15 protein-coding genes and 1 riboswitch are annotated in these 14,230 nt (G+C 64.9%); of the genes, 4 read left to right on the forward strand and 11 right to left on the reverse strand.

Annotation, left to right across the window (positions count from 1 at the left end; all coding sequences use genetic code 11):
- The first annotated feature begins 71 nt into the window (after positions 1 to 71).
- From QAZ22_RS09405 to QAZ22_RS09420, 4 genes are read left to right on the forward strand one after another with little or no spacing between them, the layout of a single operon-like run.
- Positions 72 to 956, forward strand: a complete 885-nt coding sequence (locus tag QAZ22_RS09405; protein WP_278073670.1) for an ABC transporter permease subunit — start codon at positions 72 to 74, stop codon at positions 954 to 956.
- A 7-nt stretch (positions 957 to 963) separates the two neighbouring features.
- The gene (locus QAZ22_RS09410; protein WP_278206454.1) at positions 964 to 1,878 is read left to right on the forward strand and encodes an ABC transporter permease subunit; all 915 of its coding nucleotides are present in this window, start codon (positions 964 to 966) and stop codon (positions 1,876 to 1,878) included.
- A 13-nt stretch (positions 1,879 to 1,891) separates the two neighbouring features.
- A complete protein-coding gene (ugpC, locus tag QAZ22_RS09415; RefSeq protein ID WP_278206455.1) occupies positions 1,892 to 2,992 on the forward strand; it encodes a sn-glycerol-3-phosphate ABC transporter ATP-binding protein UgpC in 1,101 nt (366 codons plus the stop codon).
- 40 nt (positions 2,993 to 3,032) lie between these two features.
- On the forward strand, positions 3,033 to 3,830 hold the full coding sequence (locus tag QAZ22_RS09420) for a phosphodiesterase (RefSeq protein WP_278206456.1): 798 nt from the start codon (positions 3,033 to 3,035) through the stop codon (positions 3,828 to 3,830).
- A 1-nt stretch (position 3,831) separates the two neighbouring features.
- Here the strand turns inward: QAZ22_RS09420 and QAZ22_RS09425 are convergent, their stop codons facing one another.
- From QAZ22_RS09425 to QAZ22_RS09475, 11 genes are all read right to left on the reverse strand, one after another.
- Positions 3,832 to 4,230, reverse strand: a complete 399-nt coding sequence (locus tag QAZ22_RS09425) for a type II toxin-antitoxin system VapC family toxin (protein WP_278206457.1) — start codon at positions 4,228 to 4,230, stop codon at positions 3,832 to 3,834.
- Positions 4,227 to 4,502 carry an AbrB/MazE/SpoVT family DNA-binding domain-containing protein gene (locus QAZ22_RS09430; protein WP_278206458.1) on the reverse strand — a complete coding sequence of 92 codons (276 nt, stop codon included), beginning with the start codon at positions 4,500 to 4,502 and terminating at the stop codon, positions 4,227 to 4,229. The genes QAZ22_RS09425 and QAZ22_RS09430 overlap by 4 nt, the downstream gene beginning before the upstream one ends.
- 56 nt (positions 4,503 to 4,558) lie before the next feature.
- On the reverse strand, positions 4,559 to 5,641 hold the full coding sequence (locus tag QAZ22_RS09435) for an ABC transporter ATP-binding protein (RefSeq protein WP_278206459.1): 1,083 nt from the start codon (positions 5,639 to 5,641) through the stop codon (positions 4,559 to 4,561).
- Complete coding sequence (locus QAZ22_RS09440; protein WP_278206460.1) at positions 5,638 to 7,212, reverse strand: iron ABC transporter permease; 1,575 nt, start codon at positions 7,210 to 7,212, stop codon at positions 5,638 to 5,640. Before QAZ22_RS09440 ends, QAZ22_RS09435 begins: the two co-directional genes overlap by 4 nt.
- A gap of 161 nt (positions 7,213 to 7,373) precedes the next feature.
- Positions 7,374 to 8,381, reverse strand: coding sequence for an iron ABC transporter substrate-binding protein (locus tag QAZ22_RS09445; protein WP_278206461.1), 1,008 nt, complete (start codon positions 8,379 to 8,381; stop codon positions 7,374 to 7,376).
- Positions 8,382 to 8,772: 391 nt separating this feature from the next.
- Positions 8,773 to 9,357 carry a HupE/UreJ family protein gene (locus QAZ22_RS09450; protein WP_278206462.1) on the reverse strand — a complete coding sequence of 195 codons (585 nt, stop codon included), beginning with the start codon at positions 9,355 to 9,357 and terminating at the stop codon, positions 8,773 to 8,775.
- 56 nt (positions 9,358 to 9,413) lie between these two features.
- Entirely contained in the window at positions 9,414 to 9,950 is a 537-nt protein-coding gene (locus QAZ22_RS09455) for a hypothetical protein (RefSeq protein ID WP_278206463.1), read from the reverse strand.
- A 2-nt stretch (positions 9,951 to 9,952) separates the two neighbouring features.
- Complete coding sequence (locus tag QAZ22_RS09460; protein WP_278206464.1) at positions 9,953 to 11,161, reverse strand: agmatinase family protein; 1,209 nt, start codon at positions 11,159 to 11,161, stop codon at positions 9,953 to 9,955.
- 12 nt (positions 11,162 to 11,173) lie between these two features.
- Positions 11,174 to 11,983 (reverse strand): ATP-binding cassette domain-containing protein, encoded by an 810-nt coding sequence (locus QAZ22_RS09465; protein WP_278206465.1) that lies wholly within the window; start codon positions 11,981 to 11,983, stop codon positions 11,174 to 11,176.
- Positions 11,980 to 12,858 carry an ABC transporter permease gene (locus tag QAZ22_RS09470; RefSeq protein WP_278206466.1) on the reverse strand — a complete coding sequence of 293 codons (879 nt, stop codon included), beginning with the start codon at positions 12,856 to 12,858 and terminating at the stop codon, positions 11,980 to 11,982. Before QAZ22_RS09470 ends, QAZ22_RS09465 begins: the two co-directional genes overlap by 4 nt.
- Before the next feature lie 35 nt (positions 12,859 to 12,893).
- Positions 12,894 to 13,958: a putative urea ABC transporter substrate-binding protein gene (locus QAZ22_RS09475; RefSeq protein WP_278206467.1), complete on the reverse strand. Its 1,065-nt coding sequence runs from the start codon at positions 13,956 to 13,958 to the stop codon at positions 12,894 to 12,896.
- A gap of 100 nt (positions 13,959 to 14,058) precedes the next feature.
- Positions 14,059 to 14,174: riboswitch (guanidine-I (ykkC/yxkD leader) on the reverse strand.
- Between the last annotated feature and the right edge of the window lie 56 nt (positions 14,175 to 14,230).

Raw genomic sequence — 14,230 nt, forward strand, 5'->3', positions numbered from 1 at the left:
ATTTTGAGGCCGCCCGTCGAAACTCGACGGGCGGCCGTTTCATATCCGAACCAGGCATCGTCGGCGGATCGATGGAAAAACGCGTCACTTTCGGCAGATGGACGATCGGCATCCTGTTCGCGGTGCCGCAGCTCCTCCTGATCTTCACCTTCTTCTATTGGCCTGCCGGCCAGGCGGTCTACTGGTCGCTGACGTTGCAGCAGCCCTGGGGCGGCGGCAACATCTGGGTCGGCCTCGACAATTTCCGCTCGATCCTCGCCAATGCCGACTATTGGAATTCGATCACCGCCAGCATGATCTTCGCCGGCATCAGCACGGGCCTTGCGATGGTCATCGCGCTGGTCCTCGCCGCCTTGACCGACCGGCAACTCGCTGGCTCATGGCTGTATCGCGTCGTGCTGATCTGGCCCTACGGCATCGCGGCGCCGGCTCTGGCGCTGGCGTTTCGTTTCATCCTGGCGCCGGAAGCCGGTTTCATGGCCGCCGTCAACAAGTTCTGGCCCGGCTTCTGGGATCCCGGCCTCAACGGCGCCGACGCCATGGCCTCCGTCATCATCGCCTTCTCGTGGAAATATGTCGGCTACAATTTCATCTTCTTCCTGGCCGCCCTGCAGGCCATCCCGCGCTCGCTGATCGAGGCGGCGGCCATGGACGGGTCAGGCGTCGTCCGCCGCTTCTGGGACATCCAGTTCCCGCTGATCACGCCGACCATCTTCTTCCTGCTTGTCATCAACATCACCGAAAGCTTCCAGGATTCCTTCGGCATCGTCGACATCATGACCGCCGGCGGCCCGGCCAACGCCACCAATTTGATGGTCTACAAGATCTATTCCGACGGCTTCAAAGGGCTCGATTACTCGGGCGCGGCTGCGCAGAGCATCATCCTGATGCTGCTCATCGTCCTGCTGACCATCGTCCAGTTCCGCTTCATCGAGCGGCGCGTGCACTATCGTTGAGGCGGCCATGGTCGAGCGCACCCCGATCCTCAACTTCTTCACGCATCTCATCCTGTTCGCCGGCTTCGTATTCTGCGTGGCGCCGTTCGTCATCGTGGCGATCGCGGCCTCGCACAATCTGAAGGACGTCAACGACGTGCCGATGTCGCTGCTGCCGGGCAGCGATTTCTGGGTCAACATCAAGACGGCGTGGACGACGGCCGATCTCGGCCCGAAGCTCTTCAACTCCTTCGTCATGGCGTTCGGCGTCGCCGCCGGCAAAGTGATCGTGTCTGCGCTGACGGCCTTCTCGATCGTCTACTTCCGCTATCCCGGCCGCATGCTGATCTTCTGGCTGATCTTCATCACGCTGATGCTGCCGCTCGAAGTGCGCATCGTTCCGACCTACGCGGTGGTCGCCAACGTGCTCGATCCCTATCAGGCGATCATGGATCTGACGGGGCTTTCCTGGCTGATCCAGAAGATATCGGGGGTTCAGGTCCAGCTCAGCCTGGGACTGCTCAATTCCTATTCCGGCCTGATCCTGCCGCTGGTCGCCACCGCCACCGGCACATTCCTTTATCGCCAGTTCTTCCTTACCGTGCCGGACGAATTGACCGAGGCCGCGCGCATGGACGGCGCCGGCGCGTTGCGCTTCTTCGTCGATATCCTTCTGCCGCTGTCGCGTAACAACATGGCGGCGCTCGGCACCATCATGTTCCTGTGGGCCTGGAACCAGTATCTGTGGCCGTTGCTCATCACCACCGACCAGTCGCATGCGATGGCGGTGACAGAGCTGAAGCAGCTCATCCCCAACGTCGGCGGCGCGCCGGAATGGCATATCGCCATGGCCGGCACGCTGATCATCATGGTGCCGCCGATGATCGTGGTGGTGCTGATGCAGCGCTGGTTCGTGCGCGGCCTGATCGCCACCGAAAAATAGGGAGACGATAAAAATGGCCTCCATTGTCATCCGCGACGTCCGGAAGAGCTATGCCAAGATGCAGGTCGTGCACGGCGTCAACCTCGATATCAGATCCGGCGAGTTCGTCGTCATCCTCGGCCCGTCGGGCTGCGGCAAGTCCACGCTGCTTCGCATGATCGCGGGGCTCGAGGAGATCTCCGACGGCGCGATCGCCATCGACGGCACCGTGGTCAACAAGCTCGAGCCGCGCGAGCGCGGCTGCGCCATGGTGTTCCAAAACTACGCGCTCTATCCGCATATGAGCGTTGCCCAGAACATCGGCTATTCGCTGAAGGTGGCCGGCGTTCCTGCCGCCGAACGCAACCAGCGCATCCAGGCCGTCGCCCGCATCCTGGAGCTCGAGCATCTGCTCGACCGCAAGCCGATGGCGCTCTCCGGCGGCCAGCGCCAGCGCGTCGCCATGGGCCGCGCCATGATTCGCGAGCCCAAGGTCTTCCTGTTCGACGAGCCGCTCTCCAACCTCGACGCCAAATTGCGTGTTCAGATGCGCTCGGAGATCCGCAAACTGCATCGACGGCTCAATGCCACCTCCGTCTTCGTCACGCACGACCAGGTCGAAGCGATGACGCTGGCCGACCGGCTGGTGGTGATGAATGGCGGCCGCGTCGAGCAGGTAGGCACTCCGGCGCAAGTCTACAGTAGGCCGGCGAGCCGGTTCGTGGCGACCTTCGTCGGCGCGCCGGCGATGAACATGCTCGAAGGCACGGTCACGCTCGACGGCGTGGCGCTGCTCGGCGACAGCCGCAAGCTCAACGTTTCACGCGCCGGCCTCCCGGTCGGCTCGAAGGTCGCGGTCGGCATCCGGCCGGAGGCCGTGCGCATGGTGGCGCCGGGAACGCCCGGCGCGCTGGCCGCAACGGTGGACCTGGTGGAAGAGCTCGGCGCCGGCCGGGTCGTCTATGTCGATCTCGACGGCGCGCCGTTCTCGGTGGTGACCTCCGAGACCGTCCATCCCGAGCCCGGTAGTGCCGTCGGGCTGCAGTTCGCGGAGAGCGACCTGCATTTCTTCTCTTCGGAGACCGGAAGCCGGCTCGACGTGTTCAAGGCTTCGGTGCCGGAGCCGGCTCTGTAATCGCCGAGGCAGTCTGCCCAAATTCGCAAGAGGGTCCGGAATGAAGATCATCCAGGTTGCCGACGTCCATCTCGGCGGTCGGGGCGAGGTCCGCTACGGCGTGAACCTGCATGAGCGGCTCGACCGCTGCATCGATCACATCAATGCCCGCCATGGCGACGCGGCGCTCTGCATCTTCACCGGCGACCTGACCGAGTCGGGCGAGACCGAAAGCTATGCCGACCTGAAATCGGCGCTCGGCCGGCTCTCCGTGCCGTACCGGCTGCTGCCCGGAAACCACGACCGCCGCATCAACCTCGTCGCCGCCTTCCCGGAAAACGGAACCGACGGCAACGGTTTCGTGCAATCGGTCTTCGATACGCCCGAGGGCCGGCTGGTGTTCCTCGACAGCCTGGCCGAGGGCCGCGTGACCGGGGAATTGTGCGACGATCGGCTCAGCTGGCTGGACGCCAGGCTTGCCGAGGCCGGGGGCAGGCCGGTCTATCTGTTCCTGCATCATCCGCCGGTCGAGCTCGGCTTGACCATTCTCGATCCGCTCGGCCTCGAACAGCCGCAGAGGCTGCTCGATGTGCTCGTCCGCCACGGCAATGTCCGCTACATCTTCTTCGGCCATGTCCATCGCGACATTGCCGGCACGGTCGCAGGCATTCCGTATTCGGCGCAACGTGGCCTGCATGCCCGTTTCATGCTCGACTTTGTCGGCGACGAGGTGGTCGAGCAGGCGCCGCCCGCCTATTCGATCATACTGATCGATGGCGCACGCGTCGTCATTCACAGCCACGATTTCCTGGAGAACTGGCCGCTCTGGTCGCCGGGGACAGGCGAGCGCGTACGGTAGATCACCCGAGCAACAGTGTGGGCATTCCCCGTCCTTCGACCAGCTTTACCGCTCTCCTATCGAAGGAGACGAAGGTTCCGCCACCGAGCCACTGACCGTCGAATGCGATCACGCCATCCGCGAAATCGCCCCCGGCGTCGAGTATAGCCAGGCCCGCTTCGATCGTCGGTCGGTTGATCACGACGTTGCGCATGTCAAGGATGCGGTGGATCGAGGCGGATATGTCAGCCCGCGCAACCCGGTAACTTCTATCCAGCACCCAAACAAACTCGCAGAGCGCTTGAACGCTGATCGCGACCAACTCGGCCCCTTCCAAGGTCTCGGCTGCTGTCCGTTGTTGCGCTACGTCATCGCCGACGACAAGGCGCAATAGCACGTTCGTGTCGAGGCTGATCTTCACTCGCGCTCGACCCCGCGCATCCCGCCCGAAGCGCCGGCGTCGGCGATAGCATCGTTGATCTCCTCGATCGAAAGCCGTGCGCCGTTCGTCTTGCCCTTGAGCATCCCGCTCAGCTCTTGCCAAGAGCCCTTGCCCTGGTCGGCTTTCAACTCCGCCCGCCCGCCAGGCAGAAGATCAAGCCTGATCTTGTCTCCGGGCTGGATGCCGAGGTGCTTGAGCACGTCCTTCCGGAACGTGACCTGGCCCCGTGCCGTAACCGTCAATGTCGTCATGATGAGGCCTCCAAAAGCTAAAAATAATGCAGAAACGCATTATTTCAAGGTGGAGTTCAAGCAAACACGTGCGCCTTGCCGATGACGGTGAGGCGCACGATCTCGCCGATCGCCGGCGCGTCCATGCCCGTCTTGCGCAGGATGAGCGGCGTGTTGCCGATGGCCGCCGCATCCGGCGGGTCGGGGCTGTTGAGCAGCCGCACCGCGATTGTGCAGACAGAGCCGGCGAATTCGGACCCCGTCACTTCGCCGAACAGCATGTCCGGCGTTCCCGACATGCCCTCGCGCGAAGTTCGTTTGAGCAGCACCTGCTCGGGCCTGAGCATGATGCGGGCGACGTCGCGCCGCTCGGCCGTGTCGACCGCGATGCGGCCGAGCGGCGAGATGGCAAAGCCGTCTGCGATCTTGGCCGGCACGATTATGGCATCGCCGAGGAACTCGGCAACCATCCTGTCCTTGGGCTGGAAATAGAGCTCGCGCGGCGTGCCGACCTGCGAGAACAGGCCGTCGCGCATGACGGCCACCTGGCTGGCGAATGACAGTGCCTCGGCCTGGTCATGGGTGACCAGGATGGTGGTGATGCCTGCCTCTTCCAGAAGCTCGGCAACTGCCTTGCGCATGGATGCGCGCAAGCCGGTGTCCAGCGCCGAGAACGGCTCGTCGAGCAGCATCAGCCGCGGCTTCATGGCCATGGCGCGGGCAAGTGCGACGCGCTGCTGCTGGCCGCCGGAGAGCTCGTGCGGCCGGCGCTTGACGACCGCCTTGTCGAGGCCAACGATATAGGCGAGCTCGACGATGCGCTCCATGCGCTTGTCCTCGCCGCGCGCCATGCCGAAACCGATATTGTCGGCGATGGTGAGATGCGGGAACAGCGCGCCGTCCTGTGCCACCACGCCGATGCCGCGGCGATGCGCCGGCACGGCTGCGCCGCCATTGGCGAGCACCTTGCCGTCGAGCGCGATGCGGCCGCGATCCGGCGCTTCGAAGCCGGCGATCAGCCTGAGCAAGGTGGTCTTGCCGCAGCCGGACGGCCCGACGATCGCGGTGCGGCTGCCGCTCTCGACGGTAAGGTCGACGCCGGCGAGCGCGGCCACCTTGCCGTAATATTTCGCCACGTCGTTGAGTTCGAGGAAGCTCATCGTCCGGCCATCCGCTTCGACTGGACGTAGAGCATCAAGGTCATCGGCAGCGACATCGCGACCATGATCAAGGCGTAAGGCGCGGCGGAGGCGTAGTCGATCTCGCCGCTGTAGGACCAGAAAGCCATCGCCAGCGTGCGGGTGCCGTTCGGCGCCAGCATCTGGGTGGCGGTCAATTCGTTGGTGATGCCGAGCGCCACCATCGCCATGCCGGCCGCCGCGCCCGGCGCAGACAGCCGGATCGTCGTCGCCCACAGCGCCCTGAGCGGCGGCCGGCCGAGACTGGAGGCGGCGCGCTCGAGCTCCACCGGCGCCTGCGCGATCGAGGCGCGCAGGCTGACCAGCGCGCGCGGCAGGAACATCAGGGCATAGCCGAAAAGGATGGTGAAGAGCGTCTGGTAAAGCGGCAGCGCGATGCGCACGGTGATGGTCACCAGCGCCAGCGCTATGACGACGCCGGGCAACGATCCGACGATGTAGTTGCAGCTCTCGAGCAGGCGCTGCAACGGGCCAGGCGCGCGGATCGAGATCCAGGCCATAGGCATCGCGGCAATGGTGGCAAGCAGCGCGCCGGCGACGGCGAGGAACAGCGTCTGGCCGAGCGCCAGGCCGATTTCGTCCCAGCGCCAGATGTCGGCGCCGCCGGCGAGCAGCCAGCGGCCGACGGTGACGAAGGGCACGCCGAGCGTGAGCAGCGCGGTGATGGCGGGCAGCAGCAGGCAAGGCAGTGTGGCGTGGCCGAGCCGGACACGCTGCTGCTGGCGCGCCGCGCCGGAGCCGACGCGCGCATAGCGCTCCTCGCCGCGCACGATCACCTCCACGGCCAGCAGCACGAAACAGCAGGCGACCAGCACGGCGGCCAGCATGTTGGCCGCCGGGCCGTTGAAGGTCGACTGGAACTGGTCGACGATCGCCGTGGTGAAGGTGTCGAAGCGGATGAAGACATAGAGGCCGTATTCGGCAAGCAGATGCAGGCCGACCAGCAGCGAGCCGCCGCAGATGGCCAGCCTCAATTGCGGCAGCACGACACGCGCGAAAACGCGCCACGGGCCGAGGCCAAGGGCGGCCGCCGCATCCTCCAGCGCCGGGTCGAGGCGGCGCAGCGCCGCGGCTATCGGCAGGTAGAGGAATGGAAAATAGGCGATGACGGAGACCAGCACGCCGGCCCAGAGCCCGTGCAGGCCGGGCACGAGACTGATCCAGGCGTAGCTATGGACGAAAGCAGGTATGGCGAGCGGCGCCACCGACAGCCACGACCACAGCCGGTTGCCGGGCAGGTCGCTGCGCTCGGTCAGCCAGGCGAGCGCCACCGACAGCACGATGGCGACCGGCACCGACACGACGACGAGCAGGATGGTATTGACCAGGAGCTCGCCGACACGCGGCCGGAAGATCAGTGCCAGCACCGTTCCCCAGCCGGTCTGGATCGCTGTCCAGACGATGAAGGCGAGCGGCAGCAGCGCGATCAGCGAAACGAGGGCGGCGGCAAGCGTGATCCATGACGCGGACCGCCGGCTCTGCCTTGCGGCAGCCGGCAGGCCTGGACGCGTGAGGTGGATCGCGGACGCCATCAGAAGGAATGTGCCGCCTTGAAGCTATGTGATGGACCGCCGATGCGGCCGGGAACGCAGATGATCGTCATCGACGAGGCCATCTCCAAAACAAAAGCGCCCCCGCGGAATGCGAATTCCCGCAGGAGCACGGTCGGTTGTCCTTTTAGGACGAACGCGAACTAAAGCAAGCCGGCTTGCGTCATCAGATCGACGACCTTCTTGGAGTTCAACTTCACCGGGTCGACTTTCGGCGCCTGCAGGTCGGTGAGCGGTACCAGCTTCGGGTTGGACTCCTCGCCCTTGCCGACCGCGTATTCATAGGATGTGCCGGTCTTCAAGACCTCCTGGCCGCCCTTGCCGGTGACCCATTTCAAGAAGGCCTGTGCTTCCTTCGGATGCTTGCTCGAGGCCAGAACGCCGCCGCCGGAGATCGAGACGAACGCGCCCGGATCCTGGTTCTTGAAATAGTGCAGGCCGACGCTCTTGCTGTTCTCGCCGGTCTTTGCCTGGTCACCGAAATAGTAATAGTGGTAGATCACGCCGCCATCGATCTCGCCGGCATTGACCGCCTTCATCACCGTGCTGTTGCCCTTGTAGGCGGTGGAGTTCTCCTTCATCGCCTTCAGCCAGTCGGCGGTCGCGGCCTCGCCCTTGAGCTCAAGCAGGGCGCTGACGATGGCCTGGAAGTCGGCACCGGACGGCGAAGCGGCCCAACGGCCCTTCCAGCTCGGATCGGCGAGGTCGAGCAGGGACTTGGGCAACTGGTCTTCCTTGAGCTTGTCCTTGTTGTAGGCAAAGACGGTGCTGCGGGCGGCGACGCCCACCCACTTGCCGCTCGAGGGCTGGTATTCCTGCGGAACCTGGGCCAGCGTGTCGGCGTCGACCGGCGCGAACAGGCCGGCCGCCTCGACCAGCGCCATGGCGGGCGAATTCTCGGTCAGGAACACATCGGCCGGCGATGCAGCACCCTCGGCGACGATCTGGTTGGAAAAATCGCTGTCGCCGCCATTGCGCAGCGTAACCTTGATGCCGGTTTCCTTGGTGAAGCCCTTCGCCCATTCCTTGGCGAGGCTCTCATGCTGGGCGTTGTAGACGATGATGCCTGCATTCTCGGCCAGGGCCGGCGCGACGACCAGGCTGGCTGTCAATGCAACAGCACCGGCAAGGGTGGAAAGAGCATATTTCATGGCATGGTCCTTGATCTTCGTGATCCGCCCCGGGAGGCGACTGCACCTATCAATACCTGATAGCGGTAGTCAACATTGTGAAGGTGGCTCATTCCGTCGCGGGGGCGTGAAAGCCGGCGCCACTGGACAATGCCATGTGATTGGGGTGTCACGGAACCTGCGGAGCGCTGGCGGTCCCCGATGGCCATTCGTTGTTTCAAGCCGAACAACCTCCGGCCGCACGGGGCCCGCAATATCGGGTCCCGCGCGACGCGGTCGCCGGGCGAATGTGTCAGAGCCGTTCGGCTCGTACCTTCAGGATCTGGTACAGCAGCTCTCGAATGCGCCGCCAGATCGTCAATGGCCTGGGCATGGCTCCGCCTCTCGTTCGTGCGATCCTTGAGCCGCCGGTTCAGGTGAGCTGCGCGGCCAGCGCCACTCCGACCAGCGAGGTGCCGATCCCTGCCGCGCGGATGGCCGCCGGCCGGCTCCGCAACGTCAGAGCGGCCAGCACTCCGGTCGCGTGCAAAGCCGAGGTGCTGGCGAGGAAGCCGATCGCATAGGCCATGCCACCGACCGTCTCCGGAATCTCAAGACCATGGGCGTTGCCGTGGAAGAGGCCGAAGAGCGCCATCAGCGTTGCGGCGAAGGCAAGCGGAAACGGCCGGGCGAGCGCGACCATGGCGCCGAAAAACATCAGCGACAGCGCGATCCCAGTCTCCAGCGACGGCAAGCCGATACCGGCGATCCCAAGCGTGGCCCCCGCGACCATCGCCGCCACGAAACACGCCGGCACGAGGATGGCGGCCCTGCCGCCGGTTCGCGCCGCAATGATGCCGACCGACAGCATCGCAAGCAGATGGTCGATGCCGGCCAGCGGGTGTTGAAGGCCGCTCAGAAGGCCGTGGACATGAAAGCCCCCGCTGTGAGCGAAGGCCAGTGACGGTGTGAGAGCGGCCGCGGCCGCCGGAGCAAGCCTGGTGAGAATCGAAAGCATTCTGTTCATCGGTCTGAACCTGTCTGAGAGGGGAGGATCCGGGTCAAAACCGGTGTTCACTGTCCGGGCATAGCGATTTCGGCCGCCGCGGACCTGTCGATCAGAAGTCGTGCCTCGCTGAAATCGAGAGGCCGCTGGCCATTGCCGTCATGGTAGACGAATGCCAGGCGGCGCCGGTGTGACGTCAGCTTCGCGGGCAGCGGGTTGTAGGTCACGCCGGCGCCACCGATCAGCGGCATCACGGCGCCGACATCGACGATATCCTGCGTCTCGACCCGCAGCAGGTGCAGCCGCCGGCCGTCGGTGGTTTCGCCGAGGAACGGAATGCCAGCGAGCCGCAGAAAACTGGATGGATCGGGTGCCCGCGCGAACCCGTCGAGAAAGGCTGTCTCAACGAGATCGAGATCGGTCGCGCGCGGGTCGGCCGGCTCGGGCGCATGCTCGCGCGGCAAATGCGGCGTCTGCCACTGCAACGGCTTGCCGGCCGGCCCGTTGTGGCCGACGGCGTGCGGATGGTGATGGTGGCCGGTCGGGCCGTGATGGTGGTGGCCTTCGCCATGATCGTGGCCGTGGTGATGTTGATCATCGTGCATCGTCAAAAGCTCGCCGGCTTGTCGATGATGGATTTGTGCTTGCCCAGCGTGCCATGGGCGACCATCGAGCCGAGCGCCTCGACGACGACCCGCACACCGAACAGCGCGGTGATGTCCGAGGTGTCGTATGGCGGCGAAACCTCGACCACTTCCAGCCCGCAAATGCCGGGCGCCGAGACCAGCCCGAGCAGCTTCAGCGCCTCGCGCGGCAGGAAGCCGCCGGGCTCGGGCCAGCCCGTGCCTGGCACGAAACCACAGTCGACGCTGTCGACGTCGAAGGAAATATAGACGGCGTCTGCGTCCTTCCACGCCAGTTCGAGCGCGATCTCCGCCGTCTTCTCCAGGCCCATCTGCTCGATGTCCGAAATCGTCAGCACGTTGGTGCCGCGCTTCCTGGCCTCTGCCACGCCATAGCGGGGCACCTGCCAGCCGCCGATGCCAAGCTGCACCAGATTGGTGGCCGAGACGTTCGGCAGGTTGGTCGCCCAATACCAGGGCGTGGTGTGCATGCGCTCGTCGAGATCCTTTTCTTGGATATCGATATGGCGGTCAAAATGGATGATGCCGATACGTTTCGAGGTGACGTCGGCGATGCCGCGCACGCAAGGAAACCCGATCGAATGATCGCCGCCCAGCATGATCGGCAGCGCGCCCGAGGAAGCGACATGGCTGACGCCCTTGGTGATCTGGTCGAAGCTCTTTTCGAGATTGGCCGGAATGGTGAAGACGTCGCCAGCGTCGCACAGCGTCATCTGCTCGCGCAGGTCGACGCCCAGCTCGTAGTTGTAAGGCGTGTAGAGTGCCGAGATGCGACGGATGCCCTGCGGCCCGAAACGGGTTCCCGGACGGTAGGTGGTGCCGCTGTCGAAGGGAATGCCCATGACGGCAGCGTCGTATCGGCCGACATCGCGGACATTCTCGACATAGGGCGCCTTGAGGAAGGTGTTGATGCCGGCGAAATGCGGCAGCTCGCCGCGCGCGAAGGTCGGGATTGACTTGTCGGTGATCGAATCCGATCCGGGCAGGCCCATGTCCAGCGCCCATTGCTGTTCCTTGCGCCAGCCGTCCTCGGGCAGCTTTCCTTCCGCCTCGATCGACTTCCAGCCCTGTGTGTCGCGGATCTCGAAGTTGGGATGATGCAGGCGCTGGCGCGGCTGGCGATCAAACAGTCCGGCCCGGCGGTGCGGGCGCGCTGGAATGTCTCTGTGCATGAAAAACCTCCGTTACGACGCCGTCGTCGCGATTGCGCTGTCCAGTCGGGTCGTCCCGACCATCGCGGCCACTTCGGCCACGTCTCGTGCGGAAGCCCGGCTCTTGCGGTCGAGCTTCAGATCGTAGGTGATCGTCGCGCCGTAGGCGGACGGAAACTGGGGATCGTGGCGCACCTTGTCGAAGACAAGCACGCGGGTACCAAGCTTGAAGGCCTCGCCGATGTCATGGGTGACCATGACCACGGTCATGCCGTGCTCGTTCCACAGCTCGGTAAGCAATTCGTGCATCTCGACGCGGATGCCCGGATCGAGCGCCCCGAACGGCTCATCGAGAAGCAGGATCTGCGGCCGGCCGAGCAGGGTCTGGGCAATCGCCAGCCGCTGCTGCATGCCGCCGGAGAGCGATGCCGGATAGAGGTCGCGCGCATGAGCGAGGCCGACGCGCTCCAGCATGGTTTCGGCCTCCTGCCGCGCGCTTCTGCGCCTGGCGCCAAAGACGCGGCCGAAAGGTCCGCCGGAGCGGAAGTCCTCGACCAGCAGCAGATTCTGCAGCGCGGTCAGATGCGGAAACACCGAGTAGCGCTGGAAGACGATGCCGCGCTGCGGCGTCGGTTCCGGCACGATCGGCCGGTCTCCGATGACGACCACGCCGCCGCTCTGCTGCTCCTGGCCGAGCAGGATGCGCAGGAAGGTCGATTTTCCGCAGCCGCTGGCGCCGACCAGCGACAGGAATTCGCCGGGCTCGGCGGTGACGCTCACGCGCTCCAGCACGCGGGCATCGCCGTAGCTCTTTTCCAGGCCGTGGACGACGATGCGGCTCATTTGCCCGACCCCGGATGAGCCCAGGGGGAAACCATGTGCGAGAGCCGCGCGAGCAGCCAGTCGGTGGCGACGGCGAGCAGCGTTATCCAGACGACGTAGGGCAGGATGACGTCCATCGACAGGTAGCGCCGAACGAGGAAGATGCGGTAGCCCAGCCCCTCGGTCGAGGCGATGGCCTCCGCCGCGATCAGAAACAGCCAGGCCGGTCCGAGCGCCAGCCGCACGCAGGTGATGAGGCGCGGCATGGTTTGCGGCAGCACCAGCCTCAGAACCATGGTCCAGCTGTTGCCGCCGAGCGTCTGTGCCTTGGCGATGAGCTCGGGTGGCAGTTCTATGACCCGGTTGGCGATGTCGCGCACCATGACCGGCGCCACGCCAATGGCGATCAAGGTGATCTTGGCCGTTTCGCCGAGGCCGAGCGCGATGAACAGGATCGGCAACAGCGCCAAGGGCGGGATGACGCAGACAACGGTGACGAAGGGCAGGAGAAACGCCCTGACGCGCGGGATGAAGCCGATGGCGACGCCAAGCAAGAGCGCCACCAGCGTCGCCAAGCCGACGCCCGCGAACAGCCTGACCAGGCTGGCATAAGTGTCGGCCCACAGGATCAGGTCGCCGGAGCGCTTGTCCGGCACGGTCGCCAAATCGAAGAACGCCGACCACATCTGTGCCGGGGAGGGCAGCAGCTTGTCATTGGCGTTGACGGCCAGCCGTTGCGCCGAAGCGGACAGATAGGCCACGGCAACGGCCGCGAAGGGCAGCGCGCCAAGCAACACCGCTCCGCCACGCGAGACCGTGGCGTTGATCAGGCGAAGCCGCGTCTTCGGCACGCTGGGGGGCGGGCTGGCTGTGTTCGCGCCCGCCCCGGCTTGCATGGCACCGGTTCCTCTGGCCAGCATGACGATGGGTCCTAGAGCGTTCCGGCCGCCGCCTCCGCCATGAAGGCCGGGTCGAACCGCAGCTTGACGTTTCCGGCATCGCCCAGCGTCGAGCCGTCGGGGAAGCTCATGCCGATCACGTCGACAGTGGGTGCATTGGTGCCCAGAATGCCGTGGCTGAACAGGAAGTTGCGGACGAGATCCATCGTCTTGGGCAGTTCGGCGCCCTTGGTGAACTCGACCGCCTTGGCCGGCTCGAAGAACATCGCCGTCGACGCGAGCTGAGCATCGAAGCCGGCAAGATCGGTGCCGGACGCCTTGGCCATCTCTTGCTTGGCCGCTTTGCCTTCGGGCGTGCCGGAGGTCATCAGGGCCATCGCTTCGTACCATGCGCCGACGAGCGCCTTGCCGAGAGCCGGATTGTCCTTCAGCGTCGCGGTGTTGACGACCATCAGGTCGATGATCTCGCCGGGGATCTGCGTCGAATCGAACACCTTGTGAGCGCCCGGCATGGCGACGATCTCTGAGACCAGCGGATTCCAGGTGACGACCGAGGTGACGTCGCCGGTGCCATAGGCGGCGACCATGTCGGCATCGGAGGTGTTGACCACGGTGATGTCCTTCTCGGCGAGCCCGACCGTATCCAACGCGCGCGCCAGCAAGTAGTGCGAGACCGAGAGCTCGACGAGGTTGACCTTCTGGCCGGCAATGTCCTTGAGCGCGGTCTTGTCCTTGAGGATGACGGCATCGTTGCCGTTGGAGAAGTCGCCGACGATCAGCGCGGTGGTGTCGACGCCGCCTCCGGCGGGGATCGACAACGCGTCCATATTGGTCATCGAGCAACCGTCGAAGCCGCCGGCAGTGTACTGGTTGATGCTTTCGACATAATCGTTGATGCGGGTGATCTCGACGTTGATGCCATATTTGTCAGCCCATTTCTTCATGATGCCGCTGTCGGCGAGATAGCCCCATGGCATCCAGCCGACATAGATCGACCAGCAGATCTTGAAGTCTTTCTTGGGCGCCGCTTGCGCGGCCGGGATCAAGGGAAGGCTGAGTGACGCGGCCAGGATGATTGCAGCCAGCTTGCGAAGCATTGCGTACCCCTTTTTGCGGTCCGGATTGCGTCCGGACTTTTGTTGGGGGTTCACGGAGCGCGCATCCGGGAGAGGTTCGCGCCAGCAAACCCGTGCAGGGTTCTCCCGGGATTTTGGCCCGCCGTGTTCCGCCGGATGCCTCAATGCATCCCTGGCGGTTGCGTCTCTCGGACCAGCACCGTGATAGACACGGCCGGAACCCTAGACGCTCTGCACGCCAGTTACGAAGCAAGGGCCATGCCAATTTGAAGAGCACCGGCCCGAGGCTGTTT

This window comes from Mesorhizobium sp. WSM4906 (assembly GCF_029674625.1).
Classification (GTDB): Bacteria; Pseudomonadota; Alphaproteobacteria; order Rhizobiales; family Rhizobiaceae; genus Mesorhizobium.